The 19143-nt window shown below is 72.5% G+C and carries 15 protein-coding genes; 10 read left to right on the forward strand and 5 right to left on the reverse strand.

Going from position 1 to position 19143, the window contains the following annotated elements; genetic code table 11:
* Positions 1-23 precede the first annotated feature (23 nt).
* On the forward strand, positions 24-665 hold the full coding sequence (locus ACY0MR_RS05760) for a TetR/AcrR family transcriptional regulator (RefSeq protein WP_404078445.1): 642 nt from the start codon (positions 24-26) through the stop codon (positions 663-665).
* Between the two features lie 7 nt (positions 666-672).
* Here the strand turns inward: ACY0MR_RS05760 and ACY0MR_RS05765 are convergent, their stop codons facing one another.
* A complete protein-coding gene (locus ACY0MR_RS05765) occupies positions 673-2121 on the reverse strand; it encodes a dihydrolipoyl dehydrogenase family protein (protein ID WP_388795150.1) in 1449 nt (482 codons plus the stop codon).
* Positions 2122-2190: 69 nt separating this feature from the next.
* Entirely contained in the window at positions 2191-3498 is a 1308-nt protein-coding gene (locus ACY0MR_RS05770; protein ID WP_388795153.1) for an ROK family transcriptional regulator, read from the reverse strand.
* Positions 3499-3670: 172 nt separating this feature from the next.
* On the opposite strand from ACY0MR_RS05770, the gene ACY0MR_RS05775 reads away from it, so the two are divergent.
* From ACY0MR_RS05775 to ACY0MR_RS05790, 4 genes are read left to right on the forward strand one after another with little or no spacing between them, the layout of a single operon-like run.
* Positions 3671-4975, forward strand: coding sequence for an ABC transporter substrate-binding protein (locus ACY0MR_RS05775; RefSeq protein WP_361861942.1), 1305 nt, complete (start codon positions 3671-3673; stop codon positions 4973-4975).
* A gap of 11 nt (positions 4976-4986) precedes the next feature.
* Positions 4987-5979 (forward strand): carbohydrate ABC transporter permease, encoded by a 993-nt coding sequence (locus ACY0MR_RS05780; protein ID WP_361861945.1) that lies wholly within the window; start codon positions 4987-4989, stop codon positions 5977-5979.
* Positions 5980-6028: 49 nt separating this feature from the next.
* Positions 6029-6868 (forward strand): carbohydrate ABC transporter permease, encoded by an 840-nt coding sequence (locus tag ACY0MR_RS05785; protein WP_361861951.1) that lies wholly within the window; start codon positions 6029-6031, stop codon positions 6866-6868.
* A gap of 17 nt (positions 6869-6885) precedes the next feature.
* Positions 6886-8304: a GH1 family beta-glucosidase gene (locus ACY0MR_RS05790; RefSeq protein ID WP_404079061.1), complete on the forward strand. Its 1419-nt coding sequence runs from the start codon at positions 6886-6888 to the stop codon at positions 8302-8304.
* A 209-nt stretch (positions 8305-8513) separates the two neighbouring features.
* On the opposite strand, the gene ACY0MR_RS05795 is transcribed toward ACY0MR_RS05790, so the two are convergent.
* On the reverse strand, positions 8514-9533 hold the full coding sequence (locus ACY0MR_RS05795) for a LacI family DNA-binding transcriptional regulator (protein WP_404078438.1): 1020 nt from the start codon (positions 9531-9533) through the stop codon (positions 8514-8516).
* A 191-nt stretch (positions 9534-9724) separates the two neighbouring features.
* Here ACY0MR_RS05795 and ACY0MR_RS05800 point away from each other — a divergent pair, with 191 nt between their 5' ends.
* The 5 genes from ACY0MR_RS05800 (at position 9725) to trxA (ending at position 17377) form a co-directional block, all read left to right on the forward strand.
* Positions 9725-11920 carry a galactose-binding domain-containing protein gene (locus ACY0MR_RS05800; protein WP_473559588.1) on the forward strand — a complete coding sequence of 732 codons (2196 nt, stop codon included), beginning with the start codon at positions 9725-9727 and terminating at the stop codon, positions 11918-11920.
* A 122-nt stretch (positions 11921-12042) separates the two neighbouring features.
* Positions 12043-14247, forward strand: coding sequence for a discoidin domain-containing protein (locus ACY0MR_RS05805; protein WP_473559590.1), 2205 nt, complete (start codon positions 12043-12045; stop codon positions 14245-14247).
* A 27-nt stretch (positions 14248-14274) separates the two neighbouring features.
* Positions 14275-15378 (forward strand): DUF1996 domain-containing protein, encoded by a 1104-nt coding sequence (locus ACY0MR_RS05810; RefSeq protein ID WP_388795169.1) that lies wholly within the window; start codon positions 14275-14277, stop codon positions 15376-15378.
* A gap of 83 nt (positions 15379-15461) precedes the next feature.
* Positions 15462-16886: a GH1 family beta-glucosidase gene (locus ACY0MR_RS05815; protein WP_473559592.1), complete on the forward strand. Its 1425-nt coding sequence runs from the start codon at positions 15462-15464 to the stop codon at positions 16884-16886.
* Positions 16887-17011: 125 nt separating this feature from the next.
* The gene (trxA, locus tag ACY0MR_RS05820; protein ID WP_361849873.1) at positions 17012-17377 is read left to right on the forward strand and encodes a thioredoxin; all 366 of its coding nucleotides are present in this window, start codon (positions 17012-17014) and stop codon (positions 17375-17377) included.
* 60 nt (positions 17378-17437) lie between these two features.
* On the opposite strand, the gene ACY0MR_RS05825 is transcribed toward trxA, so the two are convergent.
* Both ACY0MR_RS05825 and ACY0MR_RS05830 read right to left on the reverse strand, forming a co-directional pair.
* Positions 17438-18625, reverse strand: a complete 1188-nt coding sequence (locus ACY0MR_RS05825) for a thiolase family protein (RefSeq protein ID WP_388795175.1) — start codon at positions 18623-18625, stop codon at positions 17438-17440.
* Positions 18626-18771: 146 nt separating this feature from the next.
* Positions 18772-19041, reverse strand: coding sequence for a hypothetical protein (locus ACY0MR_RS05830; RefSeq protein ID WP_361849875.1), 270 nt, complete (start codon positions 19039-19041; stop codon positions 18772-18774).
* Between the last annotated feature and the right edge of the window lie 102 nt (positions 19042-19143).

The raw sequence follows: 19143 nt of genomic DNA on the forward strand, positions 1-19143 counted from the left end.
TCCACGGAACGGGGACGGTGGCGGTGGCAGGGTCGGCACGACGGCGGGACGGGCACGTCACCCAGGAACGGATGCTGGAGGAGGCCATGACGGCGATCGCCGAGGACGGCCTCTCCTCGCTCACGATGTCGGCGCTCGCGGAGCGGCTCGGCACCAGCGGGGGCCACATCCTGTACTACTTCGGCAGCAAGGACCTGCTGCTGCTCGCCGCCCTCCGGTGGAGCGAGGCGGCGCTGGCCGAGGAGCGCCGGGCGCTGCTGTCCCGGCGGATCCCGGCCGAGCGCAAGCTCGACCGGTTCCTGCTGCTGTACCTGCCGCGCGGGCCGCGCGATCCGCGCTGGACCCTGTGGATCGAGCTCTGGGCCCGCACCCCGGGCAACGACGCGCTCGGCGAGGCGCAGGAGGAGCTGGACCGCGGCTGGCACGAGGACCTGGAGGCACTGCTCGCGACGGGGGTCGCCCGGCGGCGGTTCGCCCCCCTCGACACCGCGGCGCGCGCGTCCGAACTCCTGGCGCTCCTCGACGGGTTGAGCACCCGCGTGGTGCTCGGCCAGCAGTCCGGCCGCGATCCGCGGCCGGCCCTGGAGGTGGCCCGCTCGGCGGTGCGGGCACTCGTCGCCCCGTACGCCGCGGGCGCCGACTCGACGGCCGGGCCCGCGACCTGACCGATCCTCAGCCCCGGTAGGCCTCCAGCAGGCGCAGCCAGGCCTCGCTCAGCGTCGGGTACGAGGGCACGGCGTGCCACAGCCGGGCGATCGGGACCTCTCCGACGACCGCGACCGTCGCCGAGTGGACCAGCTCCCCGATACCGGGGCCGACGAAGGTGGCGCCGAGGATCACCTCCCGGTCGAGGTCGACGACCATCCGGGCGTGCCCCTGGTAGCCCTGGGCGTAGAGCCCGGCCCCGGCGACCTGGCGCATGTCGAGGTCCACGGCCCGGACCCGGTGGCCGGCCCGCTCGGCCTCGGCGAGCGAGAGCCCGACCGCGGCCGCCTCGGGGTCGCTGAACACCACCTGCGGCACCGCGGCGTGGTCGGCGGTCGCCGCGTACGGGCCCCAGCCCGACGCGTCGAGGGAGCCGTCGCCCTGGGCGCGGGCGGCGATCGCGGCACCGGCGATCCGCGCCTGGTACTTGCCCTGGTGGGTCAGGAGCGCGCGGTGGTTGACGTCCCCGACGGCGTACAGCCAGTCGGTTCCGACCACCCTGAGGCTGTCGTCGACGTCAAGCCAGGAGCCCGGCTTCAGTCCGACCGTCTCCAGGCCGAGGTCCTCGGTGCGCGGGGCCCGCCCGGTCGCGAAGAGCACCTGGTCGCCCTCGACGTGGTCGCCGCCCTCCAGGACGACGGTGACCGGTCCCGTGCCCCCGTCGCGCACGACCGCGCTGACGGTGACTCCGCTGCGGATGTCCACGCCGCGCGCGGTCAGGGCCGCCGCCACGTGCTCCCCGACGAAGGGTTCCATCCGGGGCAGCAGGCCTCCGCCCCGCACGAGCATCGTGACCTGCGCTCCGAAGGCGTGCCAGGCGGTGGCCATCTCGACCCCCACGACTCCCCCGCCGACCACGATCAGCCGGCCCGGCACCCGGTCGGCGCTGGTCGCCTCGCGACTGGTCCAGGGGTGCGCCCCGGGCAGTCCCGGCAGGTCGGGCAGGACGGCGCGGCTGCCGGTGCAGACGGCGACGGCGTGGCGGGCGGTGAGGACGTGCCGCTCGCCCTCGGGGGCCGCGACCTCCACGCGGCGGGGCCCGAGGAGGCGGCCGTGGCCGCGGAAGATCCGTACGCCGATCGAGTCGAGCCAGTCCACCTGCCCGTCGTCCGTCCAGTCCCCGACGACCTCGTCCCGATGGGCGAGGATCTCCGGGACGTCGAGCGGACGGTGGACCGCGGCGCGCAGACCCGCCACCCGACGGGCGTCGGAGCGGGCGATCACCGGGCGCAGCAGGGCCTTGCTGGGCATGCAGGCCCAGTAGGAGCACTCACCGCCGATCAGCTCGCTCTCGACGATGGCGGCGCTCAGGCCGGCGGCCCGCACCCGGTCGACGACGTTCTCCCCGACCGGCCCGGCCCCCAGGACCACCACGTCGTACTCGTGCTCGTGCTCGCTCTGCACCGTTCGTGTCATGGGGGACAGTCTGGCCCAACCGCGCCGCCTCGCACGGCTCGATACGCCGGGGCGGGGACGGGTTCCGGCTCAGGTGGAGACCCGGTCCTGGAGGGCGGACTGCCAGGCGGGCGCGGGGACGGCGGGCTCCCGCTCGGGGCGCCGGCCGCCCTGTGCGAAGAAGTCGACCAGCGGCAGCAGGGCCGCGCCGACGGTGACCGCCTCCGGGCCGAGGGTGCCGAGTCCGATGCCGGTCCGGCTGGCCGGGTAGGTGAGGGCGTAGTCCCGCGCGTAGCCGGTGACGGTCTCCAGGAAGCGGGTGCCGAGCTGGAGGCCGGCCCAGCCGCCGACGAGGATCCGTTCGGGCTGGAAGAGGTTGATGAGGTCGGCGAAGCCGGCGCCGAGGTACTCGGCGGTCTCGGCCAGGACCGCGAGCGCCGTCGCGTCGGGCTCCGTCCCCGGCTCGGCCGGATACGCCGCGGCGAGCATCGCGGTCAGCGCCGTCTCCTCGTCCGCGCCCGCCGGCGGCACCCCGCCCGCCTCCCGCCACCGCTCGAGCAGCGCCTCCGCCCCGGCGTACGCCTCCAGGCAGCCCTGCGCCCCGCAGCGGCAGCGCCGCCCCCGCACGCCCACGGTCAGATGACCCCACTCGATCGCCCGGCCCGGCCCCATCGGGTCGGTGACCACGCACGCGCCGACACCCGACCCGAAGAGGACCACCACCGCGCTGCGCGCTCCGCGCCCGGCGCCGAACCACATCTCGGCCTGCCCCAGGGTCTTGGCGCCGTTGTCGATCCAGTACGGAACGGACTCCGGCAGGTCGACGGCCGCGCGGAGCAGGCGCTCGAAGGGGACGGCGTCCCAGCCGACGGTCTGACCGTGGACGACCGCGCCGTCCCCGGCGTCCCGGGCCACGATGCCGGGCACCCCGACGCCGACGCCGATGAGACGGTCGGCGGGCACCTCGGCGACGCGCAGCACCTCCGCGATGCCGTCCCGGAGGTGACCGACCACGAGGTCGACGTCGTAACGGGCCGTGCGAGGGCCGGAGCAGGCCAACGGGCGCTCGGTGCGCGCCAGTTCGGTGAGGGTGAGGTCGAACAGCTCGATCCTGACCCGGGTCTCGCCGATGTCGACGCCGATCATGAAGCCGCTGGAGGGGGCGATCCTGACGAGGGTGCGGGGGCGCCCGCCGGCCGAGTCGACGCTGCCGGCCTCCTCCACGAGTCCGTCGGCGACGAGTTCGGCGACCACGTTGCTGACGGATCCCGAGCTGAGGCCGGTCGCCGGGCCGAGCGTGAGGCGGCTCATCGGTCCTTCGAAGTACAGCCTGCGCAGAACGGCGGTGCGGTTCTCGCGCCGCAGGTCACGCACCGTACGGCCAGTTCTCGCGTGCACGTGGGTCCCCGTCTCTGAAGTCGTTCGTTGCAACATACCCGCAGCACAGGCCTTGACGCGACCTTCTCATGGGGTTTAACTCACATCCTAAATTAAGCCGATGTTACGGCGAGGCGCCCAGAAGCCCACCCTCATCGGCACGCCCCCTCGTCCCTGAAAGGGCCCAGGAGCCATGCGCAGAGTCAGAGCCGCTGTCACCGGTGTCGTCACCCTCTCCCTCGCCTTCACCGCCACCGCCTGCGGCGGCGGCGAGGCGACCGAGTCGTCGCCGAAGACCCTCACCTACTGGGCCTCCAACCAGGGCGCCAGCCTGGAGGTCGACAAGAAGGTCCTGCAGCCCGAGCTCGACCAGTTCGAGAAGGAGACCGGGATCAAGGTCAAGCTGGAGGTGATCCCGTGGTCCGACCTGCTCAACCGGATCCTCACCGCGACCACCTCCGGCCAGGGGCCGGACATCCTCAACATCGGCAACACCTGGAGCGCCTCGCTCCAGTCCACCGGCGCACTCCTGCCCTGGGACGCGAAGAACCTGGAGGCCATCGGCGGCCGGGACCGGTTCGTCGAGTCCGCGCTCGGCTCCACCGGCGTCCCGGGCCAGGACCCGGCCGCCGTCCCGCTCTACTCGATGGCCTACGCGCTCTACTACAACAAGAAGATGTTCAAGGAGGCCGGCATAGCCAAGCCGCCGGCCACCTGGGACGAGGTGATCGCCGCCGGCAAGAAGCTCACCAAGGGCGGCAACGCGGGCATCGGGGTCGAGGGCTCCAACCTCTCCAACAACATCCACCAGGTGTTCGTCCTCGGAAAGCAGCACGGCGCCGACTTCTTCACCGCCGACGGCAAGCCCGACTTCACCTCCGACGGGGCCGTCGCCGCCGTCAAGCAGTACATCGACCTGATGGCCGCCCAGAAGATCGTCGCCCCCGGCAACGCCGAGTACGCGCAGAACCAGTCCCTCAGTGACTTCGCCAAGAACAAGACCGGCATGGTCCTGTGGCAGACCCCGCAGCAGACCTTCTCCGCGCAGGGCATGGGCCCCGAGGAGTGGGGCGTGGCCCCCGCCCCGGTCCCGTCCGGCAAGCCCGGCCAGGGCGCCCAGACCAACTCCATGGTCGCCGGCATCAACATGGCCGTCTTCAAGAACACCAAGAACCTCGACGGCGCCCTGAAGTTCGTGAAGTACATGACGAGCGACGAGGAGCAGATCGTCCTCAACAAGGCGTACGGCTCCGTCCCGCCGGTCAAGGGCGCGCAGAAGGACGCCGCCTTCGCCGCCCCGTCGCTCACCGTCATCCGCGACACCCTCGCCACCAGCGCCGCCGCCCTGCCCCAGGTCCCCGAGGAGTCCCAGTTCGAGACGGTCGTGGGCACCGCGGTCAAGGAGCTGTTCGCCGACGCCGCCGCCGGCCGGCCGGTCACCACGGAGTCCGTGAAGGCCAAGCTCGCCAAGGCCCAGCAGCAGATGCCCAAGAAGTAGGCAGCCCCACCATGACCGAGACCGCCGTCGCTCACCCGACCGAGCCGGCGGTGCGCAAGGCCACACCCGGAGAGGCACGCGCACCACGCCGCTCCGGGCGTCGCCGCATCGCACTGCCCTACCTGCTGCTCCTGCCCGCCCTGCTCCTCGAACTCCTCGTCCACCTCGTACCGATGCTCATGGGCATCGCCATGAGCTTCAAGGAGCTCACGCAGTTCTACATCCGGAACTGGAACGAGGCTCCCTGGTCGGGCCTGGACAACTACTCCGTCGCGATCGACTTCGACGCCCCCGTCGGGCAGGCGCTCCTGAAGTCCTTCCTGACGACGTGTCTGTTCACCGTCCTGTCCGTGGGACTGTGCTGGCTCCTCGGGACCGCCGCCGCGATCTTCCTCCAGGAGAACTTCCGCGGCCGGGGCTTCCTGCGGACCCTGTTCCTCGTCCCGTACGCCCTGCCCGTCTACGCGGCCGTCATCACCTGGGCGTTCATGTTCCAGAGGGACAACGGCCTGGTCAACCACGTCCTCCACGACCAGCTCGGCATCGGCGACAGCCCCGCCTTCTGGCTCATCGGAGACAACAGCTTCTGGGCCCTGCTCGTCGTCTCCGTCTGGAAGGGCTGGCCGTTCGCCTTCCTCACCGTCATGGCCGGGCTCCAGAACATCCCCCGCGACATGTACGAGGCGGCGGCCCTCGACGGGGCCGGCGTGTGGAAGCAGATCCGGCACATCACCCTGCCGTCGCTGCGCTCCGTCAACCAGGTCCTCGTCCTCGTGCTCTTCCTCTGGACCTTCAACGACTTCAACACGCCGTTCGTCCTCTTCGGGAAGGCCGCGCCCGAGGCCGCCGACCTGATCTCGCTCCACATCTACCAGTCGTCCTTCCAGACGTGGAACTTCGGCACCGGCTCGGCCATGTCCGTCCTGCTGCTGCTCTTCCTCCTCGTCGTCACGGGCGTCTACCTCCTGCTCACCAGCCGCGGAAGGAAGGCAGCCGATGTCTGAGCACACCTCCCGGCACGCGGCTCAGCGCCCGCGCCCCGGCCGCTCCCCCATGGCGGCGCCCCGCTCGTTCCTGTGGACCCGGCGGATCTTCCTCACCCTGCTCACCGCCTTCGTGGTGCTGCCGGTGTACGTGATGATCTCCAGCTCCCTGAAGCCCCTCGCGGACGTCTCGGGAAAGTTCGAGTGGATCCCGTCCGGGCTCACGCTGCGGCCCTACTTCGACATCTGGGAGACCGTCCCGCTCGCCGACTACTTCGTGAACTCGATCGTGGTCGCCGGCGCGGCCACGGTGTTCTCGGTGGTGGTCGCGATCTTCGCCGCGTACGCCGTCAGCCGCTACACCTTCCGGGGCAAGCGGGTCTTCACGGTGACGGTCCTCTCCACCCAGATGTTCCCCGGCATCCTCTTCCTCCTGCCGCTCTTCCTCATCTACGTCAACATCGGCAACGCCACCGGCATCGCCCTCTTCGGCTCCCGCGAAGGCCTGATCCTCACCTATCTGACCTTCTCGCTGCCGTTCTCCATCTGGATGCTCACCGGCTACTTCGACTCGATCCCGCGCGAACTCGACGAGGCCGCCAAGGTCGACGGCTGCGGGCCGATCAGCGCGCTGTTCCGCGTCATCGTCCCCGCCGCGTCCCCCGGCATCATCGCCGTGGCCGTCTACGCCTTCATGACCGCCTGGGGCGAGGTCCTCTTCGCCTCCGTCATGACCAACGACACCACCCGCACCCTCGCCGTCGGCCTCCAGGGGTACGCCACCCAGAACGACGTCTACTGGAACCAGGTGATGGCCGCCTCCCTCGTGGTGAGCGTCCCGGTCGTCGTCGGCTTCCTGCTCCTCCAGCGCTATCTCGTCGCCGGACTCACCGCAGGTGCGGTCAAGTGACGCCCCTCTCCACACCCATCACGAAGAGGTTCCCCGTGCCCGTCTCCCCCGGCTCCCCCGAATCCCGCACCGCGCTCGACCTGGAGGCCTTCCCGCCGGACTTCTCCTGGGGCACCGCGACCTCCGCCTACCAGATCGAGGGCGCCGTCGCCGAGGACGGCCGGGCCCCGTCGATCTGGGACACCTTCTCCCGCGTCCCGGGTGCCGTCGACAACGGCGACCACGGCGACACCGCCTGCGACCACTACCACCGCTGGCCCGAGGACATCGCCCTGATGAAGGGCTTCGGCACCGACGCCTACCGGCTCTCCGTCGCCTGGCCCCGCGTGGTCCCCGGCGGCGACGGCCCCGTCAACGCCGCCGGCCTCGACTTCTACGACCGGCTCGTCGACGGACTCCTCGACGCCGGCATCACGCCCTCCGTCACCCTCTACCACTGGGACCTGCCGCAGGCCCTCCAGGACCGGGTGCGGGACAGCCGCGGCGGCTGGACCGAGCGGGCCACCGCCGAGCACCTCGCCGCCTACGCCTCCGTCGTCGCCGAACGCCTCGGCGACCGGGTCACCCAGTGGGCGACCCTCAACGAACCGCTCTGCTCCGGCTGGATCGGTCACCTGGAGGGCCGGATGGCCCCCGGCCTCACCGACCTCACCGCCGCCGTCCGCGCCTCGTACCACCTCCTCCTCGCGCACGGCCTCGCCACCCAGGCCGTCCGCGCCGCCGCGCCCGGGGCCCAGGTCGGCCTGGTCACCAACCACTCCACCGTCGCGCCCGCCTCCACCCGGCCCGAGGACATCGCCGCCGCCGCCCGCGCCGACGGCCACACCAACCGCTGGTGGCTGGACCCGGTCTACGGCCGCGGGTTCCCCGCCGACATGCGGGAGCTGTACGGGGTCGAGCTGCCGGAGCGGCCCGGGGACCTGGAGGCCATCGCGGCCCCCCTGGACTGGCACGGCCTCAACTACTACTTCCCGGTCACCGTCGCCGACGACCCGACCGGCCCCGTCCCGCACGCCCGCGAGGTGCGGCTGCCCGAGGTGCCCCGCACGGGCATGGACTGGCAGATCGACGCGGGCGGCCTGGAGGCCTTCCTGCTGCGCCTCACCGAGGACTACGGCGTGCGGAAGCTGTACGTCACCGAGAACGGCTCGGCCTTCCCCGACACCGTCGGCCCCGACGGCGAGGTCCACGACCCCGAGCGCACCCGCTACCTGGAGCAGCACCTCGCGGCCTGCGCCCGGGCCCTGCGCAAGGGCGCGCCGCTCGCCGGGTACTACGCCTGGTCCCTGCTCGACAACTTCGAGTGGGCCTACGGCTACGACAAGCGCTTCGGCCTCGTCCACGTCGACTACGCGACGCAGCGCCGGACCGTGAAGACGAGCGGACGGCGGTACGCGGAGCTCGTCCGCGCCCACCGGCAGGCGCACGGGGGCTGACCCCGCACGCCGCGCACACGTCCGGAAGGCCGCCCCGCATCCCCGGGGCGGCCTTCCGGGGTCCGGGGGCCCGGCTCGGCACCTGGTCGTCCGCCCGCGTCGGGGACAGGCTCGCCGTGCTCGACGCCCTGGAGGGGTGACGCCCCGGGCCGGCACCCGGTTGCCGGCGTCGGCGGGCGCGGCGGCTCCGCGGCCCCTCGGCGCCGCCGTCAGGCCGACTCGCGGACGACCAGGACCGGTGCGAAGACCTCGGAGGCCGGCTCGGCGCGGGTGCCGTCGAGCTGTTCGACCAGCAGCGTGGCCATCGCGGCGGCCATGCGTTCCACCGGCTGGCGCACGGTGGTCAGCTGCGGTCGCGCCTTGCGGGCCGCCACCGAGTCGTCGAAGCCGACGACGGCCACGGTGCCGGGGACGGAGACGCCCTGCTCGCGCAGGTACTGGCAGGCGCCCTGGGCCATCAGGTCGTTGGCGGCGAACACGGCGTCGAGGTCGGGGTGGTCCTTGAGGAGCCGGGCCATCGCCCGCCGCCCGCTGTCGACCGTGTACCGGCCCCGTACGACGGGCACCGAGGTCACGCCGTGGGCCGCGAGCGCGTCCCGGAACCCGTCGAGGCGCTCCCCGGCCGTGGGCGCGGTGACCGGGGCGGCGATGGCGGCCGGGCGCCGCCGTCCGGTGGTCCAGAGGTGTTCGGCCGCGAGGCGGGCGCCCGCGGGATTGTCGAGGTCCACGTAGCCGCACCGCTCCCCCTCGCGGGGGCGGCCGAACAGCACCGTGGGCAGGCCGGCCGCCAGGAGCATGGACGGGAGCGGGTCGTCCTCGTCCAGCGGGACGACGAGCGCCCCGTCGGCGCCGCCCTGCCGCAGGTATTCGACGAGTTGCGCCCTGGCCTGCTCGGACTCGGCGACGAGCAGCACCGGCTGGATCTCCCGGCGGCGCAGGACGGGCAGGACGCCGTCGACGACCCGGCCGAAGAAGGGGTCGGAGAAGACCCGGGCGGTGAAGGACCGGCCGGTGGCGGAGAGCACCAGGGCGACGGTACCGGTGCGCCGGGTGACCAGGGAGCGCGCGGCCTGGTTGGGCGTGTAGCCGATGCGGTCGATGGCGTCGCGGACGCTCCGCTGGATCTCGGGAGCCACGTTGCGCACGCCGTTGACCACGCGGGACACCGTCGCGCGCGACACCCCCGCCTCACGTGCGACGTCTTCCAGAGTCGGTGCTCGATTCCCCACCCACGCACCTTAACGGTGCCGTGTGTCCGGTGGGAGGACGGTCCGCGGGCGGCCGGAACCTGTTGCTGTCGACACTTAATGAAAGCCAAAAGAAAAGTCGTGTCATACGCCTTGACCGTCAACTCGCCCGGCGGGCAAGGTTTCGGGAGAGCGCTCTCCCACGTTTCCCCCATGTATCCAGAGGAGACCCCATGTCTTCCCTCGGGTCCCCGCCGGTCCTCCGGCGACCCGCCTCACGCGTCCGCCGGGCCACCGTCGGCGCACTCGTCACTGCCCTGGCCGGCGGCCTGCTCGCCCTCGCCCCCGCCACGACGGCGCAAGCGGCCCCCACCCTGCTCTCCCAGGGGAAGACCGCGACCGCCTCCTCCACCGAGGGCGGCGCGTTCACCGCCTCCGCCGCCGTGGACGGCAACCTGACCGGGACCCGCTGGGCCAGCGCCTGGCAGGACTCCCAGTGGATCCAGGTCGACCTCGGCAGCAGCGCCACGCTCAGCCGCGCGGTCCTGACCTGGGAGGCCGCCTACGGCAGGAGCTACGACATCCAGGCCTCCGAGAACGGCACCGACTGGCGGACCGTCACCTCGGTCACCGCGGGCGACGGGGGCACCGACGAGGTCACCCTCTCCGGGACCGGACGCTACATCCGGATGAACGGCCACACCCGGGCCACCGGATACGGCTTCTCCCTCTGGGAGTTCCAGGTGTACGGCACCACCGGCGGCGACGGCCCGGCCCTGCCCGGCGGCGGCGACCTCGGCCCCAACGTGCACGTCTTCGACCCGTCCACGCCCGGCATCCAGGCCAAGCTGGACCAGGTCTTCCAGGAGCAGGAGTCGGCGCAGTTCGGCAGCGGCCGGCACGCCTTCCTCTTCAAGCCGGGCACGTACAACGGGCTCAACGCCCAGATCGGCTTCTACACCCAGATCGCCGGCCTCGGCCTGCGCCCCGGCGACACCATCATCAACGGCGACGTCACCGTCGACGCCGGCTGGTTCAACGGCAACGCCACCCAGAACTTCTGGCGCGGCGCGGAGGGCCTGACCCTCAACCCGGTCAGCGGCACCGATCGCTGGGCCGTCTCGCAGGCCTCCTCCTTCCGCCGCATGCACGTCAAGGGCGGCCTCAACCTCGCCCCGAACGGCTACGGCTGGGCCAGCGGCGGCTACATCGCCGACTCCAAGATCGACGGCCAGATCGGCAACTACTCCCAGCAGCAGTGGTACACCCGCGAGAGCACCATCGGCGGCTGGTCCAACAGCGTCTGGAACCAGACCTTCTCCGGTGTCGAGGGCGCCCCGGCCACCTCGTTCCCGGAGCCCCGCTACACCACGCTCGACACCACCCCGGTCTCCCGCGAGAAGCCCTACCTCTACCTCGACGGCACCGAGTACAAGGTCTTCGCCCCCGCCAAGCGCGTCAACGCCCGCGGCACCAGCTGGGCCAACGGCACCCCGCAGGGCGAGTCGATCCCGCTGAGCCGGTTCTACGTGGTCAAGCCGGGCGCCACCGCCGCCACGATCAACCAGGCGCTGGCCCAGGGCCTGCACCTGCTGTTCACGCCGGGCGTCTACCACGTCGACCAGACCATCAACGTGAACCGGGCCGACACCATCGTGCTCGGCCTCGGCCTCGCCACGATCATCCCGGACAACGGCGTCACCGCGATGAAGGTCGCCGACGTCGACGGCGTCCGCCTCGCTGGCTTCCTGATCGACGCCGGCCCGGTCAACTCCCCGACCCTGCTGGAGCTCGGGCCGCAGAACTCCTCCGCGGACCACGCCGCCAACCCCACCACCGTCCAGGACGTGTACGTCCGCATCGGCGGCGCGGGCGCCGGCAAGGCGACCACCAGCGTGGTCGTCAACAGCGACGACGCCATCATCGACCACACCTGGGTGTGGCGCGCCGACCACGGCGAGGGCGTCGGCTGGGAGACCAACCGCGCCGACTACGGCGTCCGCGTCAACGGCGACGACGTGCTGGCCACCGGCCTCTTCGTCGAACACTTCAACAAGTACGACGTCGAGTGGTACGGGGAGCGCGGCCGCACGATCTTCTACCAGAACGAGAAGGCGTACGACGCCCCGAACCAGGCCGCCATCCAGAACGGCGCGACGAAGGGCTACGCCGCCTACCGGGTCGACGACTCGGTGAACACCCACGAGGCCTGGGGCCTGGGCAGCTACTGCAACTACAACGTGGACCCGAACATCCGCCAGGACCACGGCTTCAAGGCACCCGTCAAGCCGGGCGTGAAGTTCCACAGCCTGCTGGTGGTCTCCCTCGGCGGCATGGGCCACTACAACCACGTCATCAACGACACCGGGGCCTCCACGGTCCCCGCCGGCACCTCGACCGTGCCGTCCACGGTCGTCTCCTTCCCCTGACGGCCCGCCGGGGCGCCCCAGCCGGTGCGCCCCGGCCCCCACACCCCTTCCGGGCGGCGCCCAGTCCCCGCCGCGCCGCCCGGAAGGCGAGATCCCCCCTCCCCCTCCGGCCAGGAGCCGCCATGTCCCCGACCACCTCCCCCACGACCCCACGGCGCCCCGGCGCCCGCACCCGCACCCGCACCCGCACGACGGCCTCGCTCGTCTCCGTCGGCGCCCTGCTCGCCACCGCCCTCGGCTCCGCCACGGTGCTGGCCGCGCCCCCCGCCGCAGCGGCCGAGACCCTCCTCTCCCAGGGGAAGACGGCGACCGCCTCCTCCTCCGAGGGCGAGGCTTGGAAGGCCTCCGCCGCCTTCGACGGCGACCTCACCGGCACCCGCTGGGCCAGCCAGTGGAGCGACGCCCAGTGGATCCAGGTCGACCTGGGCACCCGTACGGACATCAGCCGGGTCGTCCTGAACTGGGAGGGCGCCTACGGCAAGGCGTACGACATCCAGCTCTCCGACAACGGCACCGACTGGCGCACCGTCACCTCCGTGACCGCGGGCGACGGCGGCACCGACGAGCTCGCGGTCAGCGGCACCGGCCGCTACGTGCGCCTCCAGGGCGTCACCCGCGGCACCGGATACGGCTACTCGCTCTGGGAGTTCCGGGTCTACGGCGGCGGATCCGCCCAGCCCGAACCCGGCGGCGCCGTCCGCGTCACCGGCGGCCAGGGCGACTGGCGGCTGACGGTGGGCGGACAGCCGTACACCGTCAAGGGCGTCACCTGGGGCCCCGCGATGGCCGACGCGCCCCGCTACATGCCCGACGTGCGGTCCATGGGCGTCAACACCGTCCGCACCTGGGGGACGGACGCCGGCACCAAGCCGCTGCTCGACGCCGCCGCCGCCAGCGGCGTCAAGGTCATCAACGGCTTCTGGCTCCAGCCGGGCGGCGGCCCGGGCTCCGGCGGCTGCGTGAACTACGTGACGGACACGGCCTACAAGAACACCATGCTCACCGAGTTCGCCAAGTGGGTCGAGACCTACAAGTCCCACCCGGCCACGCTCATGTGGAACGTCGGCAACGAGTCCGTCCTCGGCCTGCAGAACTGCTACGGCGGCACCGAGCTGGAGGCCCAGCGCAACGCGTACACGACCTTCGTCAACGACGTCGCCAAGCGGATCCACGCCCTCGACCCCGACCACCCCGTGACCTCCACGGACGCGTGGACCGGCGCCTGGCCGTACTACAAGCGCAACGCACCCGACCTGGACCTCTACTCGATGAACGCCTACGGCGACATCTGCGGGGTCCGCGAGGACTGGGTGGAGGGCGGCTACACCAAGCCGTACATCATCACCGAGACCGGGCCGGCCGGCGAGTGGGAGACCCCCAAGGACGCCAACGGCGTCCCCGAGGAGCCCACCGACGTCCAGAAGGCCGAGGGGTACACCAAGGCCTGGAACTGCGTCACCGGCCACCAGGGCGTCGCCCTCGGCGCGACCGCCTTCCACTACGGCATCGAGCACGACTTCGGCGGCGTCTGGTTCAACCTGCTCCCCGACGGTCTGAAGCGCCTCTCCTACTACGCCCTCAAGAAGGCCTACACCGGCTCCGTCGCGGGCGACAACACCCCGCCGGTCATCAGCGGGATGACCGTCACCCCCGCCGGATCCGCCCCGGCCGGCGGCGAGTTCACCGTCCGCGCCGACGTGCGCGACCCCGACGGCGACCCGGTCACCACCAAGATCCTGCTGAGCGGCAACTACGCCAACGGCGACAAGCGCCTCATCGACGTCCCGTACCGCTCCCTCGGCAACGGCGCCTTCGCCGTCACCGCGCCCGAGAAGCTCGGCGTGTGGAAGGTGTACGTCCAGGCCGAGGACGGCCGCGGCAACGTCGGCATCGAGACCAAGTCCGTCAAGGTCGTCGCCCCGCCCGTCGCCGGCACCAACATCGCCCTGAACCGGCCCACCACCGCCTCCTCCGCGCAGGCCTCCTACGGCGACTGCCCCTGCCCGGCGACCAACGCCACCGACGGGAACACCGGCACCCGCTGGGCCAGCGACTGGAGCGACCCGCAGTGGATCCAGGTCGACCTCGGCTCGGTCAGGCCCCTGCGCACCCTGCAGCTCGTCTGGGACCCCGCCTACGCCAAGTCCTACGAGGTGCAGGTGTCCGACGACGCGAACACCTGGCGGACGATCCACACCACCACGACGGGCAACGGCGACATCGACACCGTCACCACCGCCACCACCGCCCGGTACGTCCGGCTCCAGCTCACCGCACGCGGCACCGGCTGGGGCTACTCGCTCCACGAGTTCGGCATCTACAGCTGACCCCCTGAGGAGAACGAGGAGAACACGATGAGAATCCGCGGCCGGACCCTGTCCGCCCTGCTGCTCGCCGCCGCCCTGGGCGTCTCCGCCCTGACCGTCGACACCTACACCGCCGCCACCGCCCACGGGGAGACCGCCCCGGCCGCCGCCCACGGGTCACACGGTGCGGGCGGCGCCGCCACCGGCCACGTCATGGCCGCCTCCACCCAGGCCTCGGGCGACGACCCCGACGGCGACGGCTACATCCCGGCCGTCCCCCAGGTCACCGGGGTGACCCCGTCCACCGCCACCCCGCCCCCGGCCTACCACCACGAGTTCCAGGCCGGCTGCTCCGTCACCCACACCGCGCCGGACGACCCGATCGTCTACCCGGGGCAGTTCGGCAAGTCCCACGACCACACGTTCATGGGCAACACCTCCACGAACGCCGCCAGCACCACCGCCTCGCTCTACGGGGGCGGCACCACCTGCAAGGCGCCCGCGGACGCCTCCGCCTACTGGATGCCCTCGCTGTACAACGGCGACCAGAAGATCCTGCCCGTCGGCCCGCAGGTCATCTACTACAAGGCGGGCGTCACCGACTACCGGAGCGTCCGGCCCTTCCCCAAGGGCCTGCGCTTCGTCGTCGGCAACCCGATGCAGACCGCCGAGGAGTTCCGGAGCCACAAGGGCTTCGTCGAGGGCTGGGAGTGCGGTGACAGCTTCTTCAACACCGACATCCCCGCCGCCTGTCCCAGCCGGCCCGACGTGCAGCTCAACCTGCGCATGCAGGCCCCCAGCTGCTGGAACGGCCTCTACCTCGACACCCCCGACCACAAGAGCCACATGGCGTACCCGGTGGTGAAGCCGGGCACCAACGACAACATGTGCCCGGCCTCGCACCCGGTCGCCCTGCCCATGATCGAGTTCAAGATGGCGTGGCCGGTCAACGGCGACATGAGCCGGGTCCGGCTGGCCAGCGGACGCGGCTACTCCTTCCACTACGACTTCTTCAACGCGTGGGAGGAGCGCACCCTCAAGGCCCTCGTCGACCACTGCATCAACGGCGGCCTCCAGTGCGACACCCGGGGCTTCGACCTCTACCGCCCCGAGCGCGGCGTCGTGCTGGACGAGAACCACCGCCTGCCCTGACCCGGCTCCCGCACCCGGCCCGGACGCCCGCGAGGGCGCCCGGGCCGCTTTCCCGTCCGCCCTCTCGGCACCCGGAGGACCCCGTGACCGCCCCCGCCCCGTCCGTCACCGCCCGCCACGACGCGCTCATCGACCTCCTCCCCCCGCACTTCCGCTTCGGCGCCGCCACCTCCGCCTTCCAGATCGAGGGAGCCACCGACGAGGACGGCCGCACCCCGTCCATCTGGGACACCTTCTGCCGCGTCCCCGGGGCCGTCGACAACGGCGACACCGGCGACACCGCCTGCGACCACTACCACCGCATGCCCGAGGACGTGGCCCTGCTCGCCGCCCTCGGCCTCGACACGTACCGCTTCTCCGTCTCCTGGTCGCGGGTCCAGCCGCGCGGACGGGGGCGGGCCAACCCGGCGGGGCTCGGCTTCTACGACCGGCTCGTCGACGAGCTCCTCTCCCGGGGCGTCACCCCCTGGCTCACCCTGTACCACTGGGACCTGCCCCAGGAGCTCCAGGACGCCGGCGGCTGGCCCGCCCGCGACACCGCCCACCGGTTCGCCGACTACGCGGAGCTCGTCCACGAGCGCCTCGGCGACCGCGTCACGCACTGGACCACCCTCAACGAACCCTTCTGCTCGGCGATCCTCGGCCACGTCGAGGGCGTCCACGCCCCCGGCGGGCGCTCCTTCGCCGACGGGGTGCGCGCCGTGCACCACCTGCACCTCGCCCACGGACTCGCGGTCCGGCGGCTGCGCGCGGCGGCCCGCCGGCCCCTGGACCTGGCCGTCACCCACCTGCTCGGCACCAGCGGACCCGCCACCGGGTCCGCGGCCGACCGCGAGGCGGCCCGCCGGGCCGACGCCCTCGGCTTCCGCTTCTACCTCGACCCGATCCTGCGCGGCCGGTACCCGCAGGACCTGATCGACGACCTGGCCGCCCGCTCCGTCGAGATCCCCGTCAGGGACGGCGACCTGGAGGTCATCTCCAGTCCCTTCGACACCCTCGGCGTCAACTACTACCGCTCGATGCGCACCGCGGGCACCGACGAGGCCGGCGCCGCCACCGACGCCCGCGGCGTGCCGGTCACCCGGAACCTGCCGCACGGGGGCCTGCCGGTCACCGGCCTCGGTTGGGAGGTCATGCCGCACGACCTCGCCGAGCTGCTGCTGCGCATCTCCCGGGACTACCCGGGCACGCCGATGGTGGTCACGGAGAACGGCGCCGCGTACGAGGACGTCCCCGACGCACGCGGCTTCGTCGAGGACACCGACCGCACCGCCTACCTGGCCGCGCACCTCGCCGCCGTGGCGGAGGCCCGCGGCCGCGGCGCCGACGTCCGCGGCTACTTCGCCTGGTCGCTCCTGGACAACTTCGAGTGGGCCTACGGCTACGACAAGCGCTTCGGTCTGGTGCGCGTCGACTACGCCACCCAGACGCGGACGCCCAAGCGCAGCGCGCTGTGGCTGCGCGACACGGCCCGGCGGGTCCGCGGCGCTGGTGCGCACGGGGCCTGATGGCCGATAACAGGGAATTCCCGGCCCCCGTGCGTGGTTAGGCTCGGATGACGCCCCAGTGTTCCCGTGCGCGTCTCGGGAATCAGCCGGGACCCACCATTCACGCACGTCGGAGGCCGACCAGCATGAGTACCGTAGAGCTCACCAAGGACAACTTCGACGAGGTCGTCAGCGGGAACGAGTTCGTCCTGATCGACTTCTGGGCCTCCTGGTGCGGTCCGTGCCGTCAGTTCGCCCCGGTCTACGACGCCGCGTCCGAGCGCCACGAGGACCTGGTCTTCGCGAAGGTGGACACCGAGGCGCAGCCGGAGCTGGCGGCGGCCTTCGAGATCCGCTCGATCCCGACACTGATGATCGTCCGGGAGAACGTGGCGATCTTCGCCCAGCCCGGGGCGCTTCCGGAGGCCGCGCTGGAGGACGTCATCGGGCAGGCGCGGAAGCTGGACATGGACGAGGTCCGCAAGTCCGTGGAGGAAGCCAAGCAGAAGTGATCCGCCGCGAGGGGGGTACGGGAGCGTCTCCCGTACCCCCCTCGCGCGATGTCCGGGCGGTCAGCGCTCCAGGACGAGGGCGAGGCCCTGTCCGACGCCGATGCACAGGGCCGCGAGACCGGTGCCCGAGCCGGCCGCGGCCAGCTGGTGGGCGACCGATCCGGCGAGGCGGGCGCCCGAGGCTCCCAGCGGGTGGCCGATGGCGACGGCGCCGCCGCGCGGATTGACGATCTCGGGGTCCAGTTCCGGCCATTCGGCGAGGCAGCCGAGCGACTGGGCCGCGAAGGCCTCGTTGAGCTCGAAGGTCGACAGGTCGGCGAAGGAGCGACCGGCCTTCCCGAGGGCCCGCCGGACCGCCTCCACCGGGCCGAGGCCGAAGAGCTGGGGCTCGATGCCGGTGACGGCGGAGGTGCGGATCCGGGCGAGCGGCTCGCGGCCGGTCTCGCGCAGTCCGTCCTCGTCGACGAGCAGCAGGGCGGCGGCGCCGTCGTTGAGGGGTGAGGAGTTGCCCGCGGTGACCGTGCCCCCGTCGGGGCGGAAGGAGGGCTTCAGCCGGGCGAGGGCCTCCATGGACGTGGCGTCGCGGATGGACTCGTCGCGGGTGAGCTCCACGTCCGGGTAGGGGACGACCTCGTCGTCGTAGAGGCCCTTGGCCCAGGCCTCGGCCGCCTTGCGGTGGCTGGCGAGCGCGAAGGCGTCCTGCTGCTCGCGGGTGATGCCGTGCTTGTCGGCGATCAGCTCGGCGCCCTCGCCGAGGGGGACCGTCCACTCGGCGGGCATGCGGGGGTTCGTCATGCGCCAGCCGAGGGTGGTGGAGTGGAGCTGCTGGTGGCCCGCGGGGAAGCCCCGCTCGGGCTTCTGCAGCACCCAGGGGGCGCGGGACATCGACTCCACGCCGCCGGCGACGACCACGGAGGCGTCGCCGAGGGCGATGGCGCGCGCGGCCTGGATGACGGCTTCGAGGCCGGAGCCGCAGAGCCGGTTGACGGTGACGCCGGGCACGGAGACCGGCAGCCCGGCGAGCAGCACGGCCATCCGCGCGACGTCGCGGTTGTCCTCGCCGGCGCCGTTGGCGTCGCCGAAGTAGACGTCGTCGACGCGGGCCGGGTCGAGGTCGGGAGTGCGGTCCACGAGGGCCCGGACGACGTGGCCCGCGAGGTCGTCGGGGCGTACCGGGGCGAGGGCGCCCCCGAACTTCCCGATCGGGGTGCGGACGGCGTCGACGATGTAGACGTCGCGGATGCTCATCGGTTCTCTCCCACGTGGCCTTCGGAACGACTCTGTTCGCCTGGCGGCGGGTGCGTCGCCCCGGGGGGCGTCCGACCCGGCGCGCGCCGAGTCTCTGCCCGTCGGACCGCGCTGTCAACGGGCCCCCTCCGGCCGGGACGCCCAGGTCAGTCGCGTCGCGCGGGCCGGACGAGGGCCGTGAGGCCGTAGTCGAGCTCGCGGCCGTCGACGAGCAGGGCCTCCACGGTGGGTGTCGCGGGGTCGATGTCGGCCCTGACGCCGTGGCCCTCGTAGATCGGGTATCCGGTCTCGCCGTGCCGTCCGGTGGCCTCCACGACGGCGGTGCGCACGGCGCTGTCGGCCACGGCCGCGCCGCCCCGGTCCTCGACGTGGGCCGGTACCAGCAGGATCTCGAAACGCTGCGGAACTGTGCTCATGGACCGACGCTATGCGCTCGGGCGCCGGCGCGCCGGACGACCGCCGGGCGGCGTGTCCCGGAGCGGCCCGGCGGGTGGCGCTCCCGCGGGCGGCCGGCCGGG

The sequence above is a fragment of the Streptomyces sp. JN8 genome, from assembly GCF_055808075.1.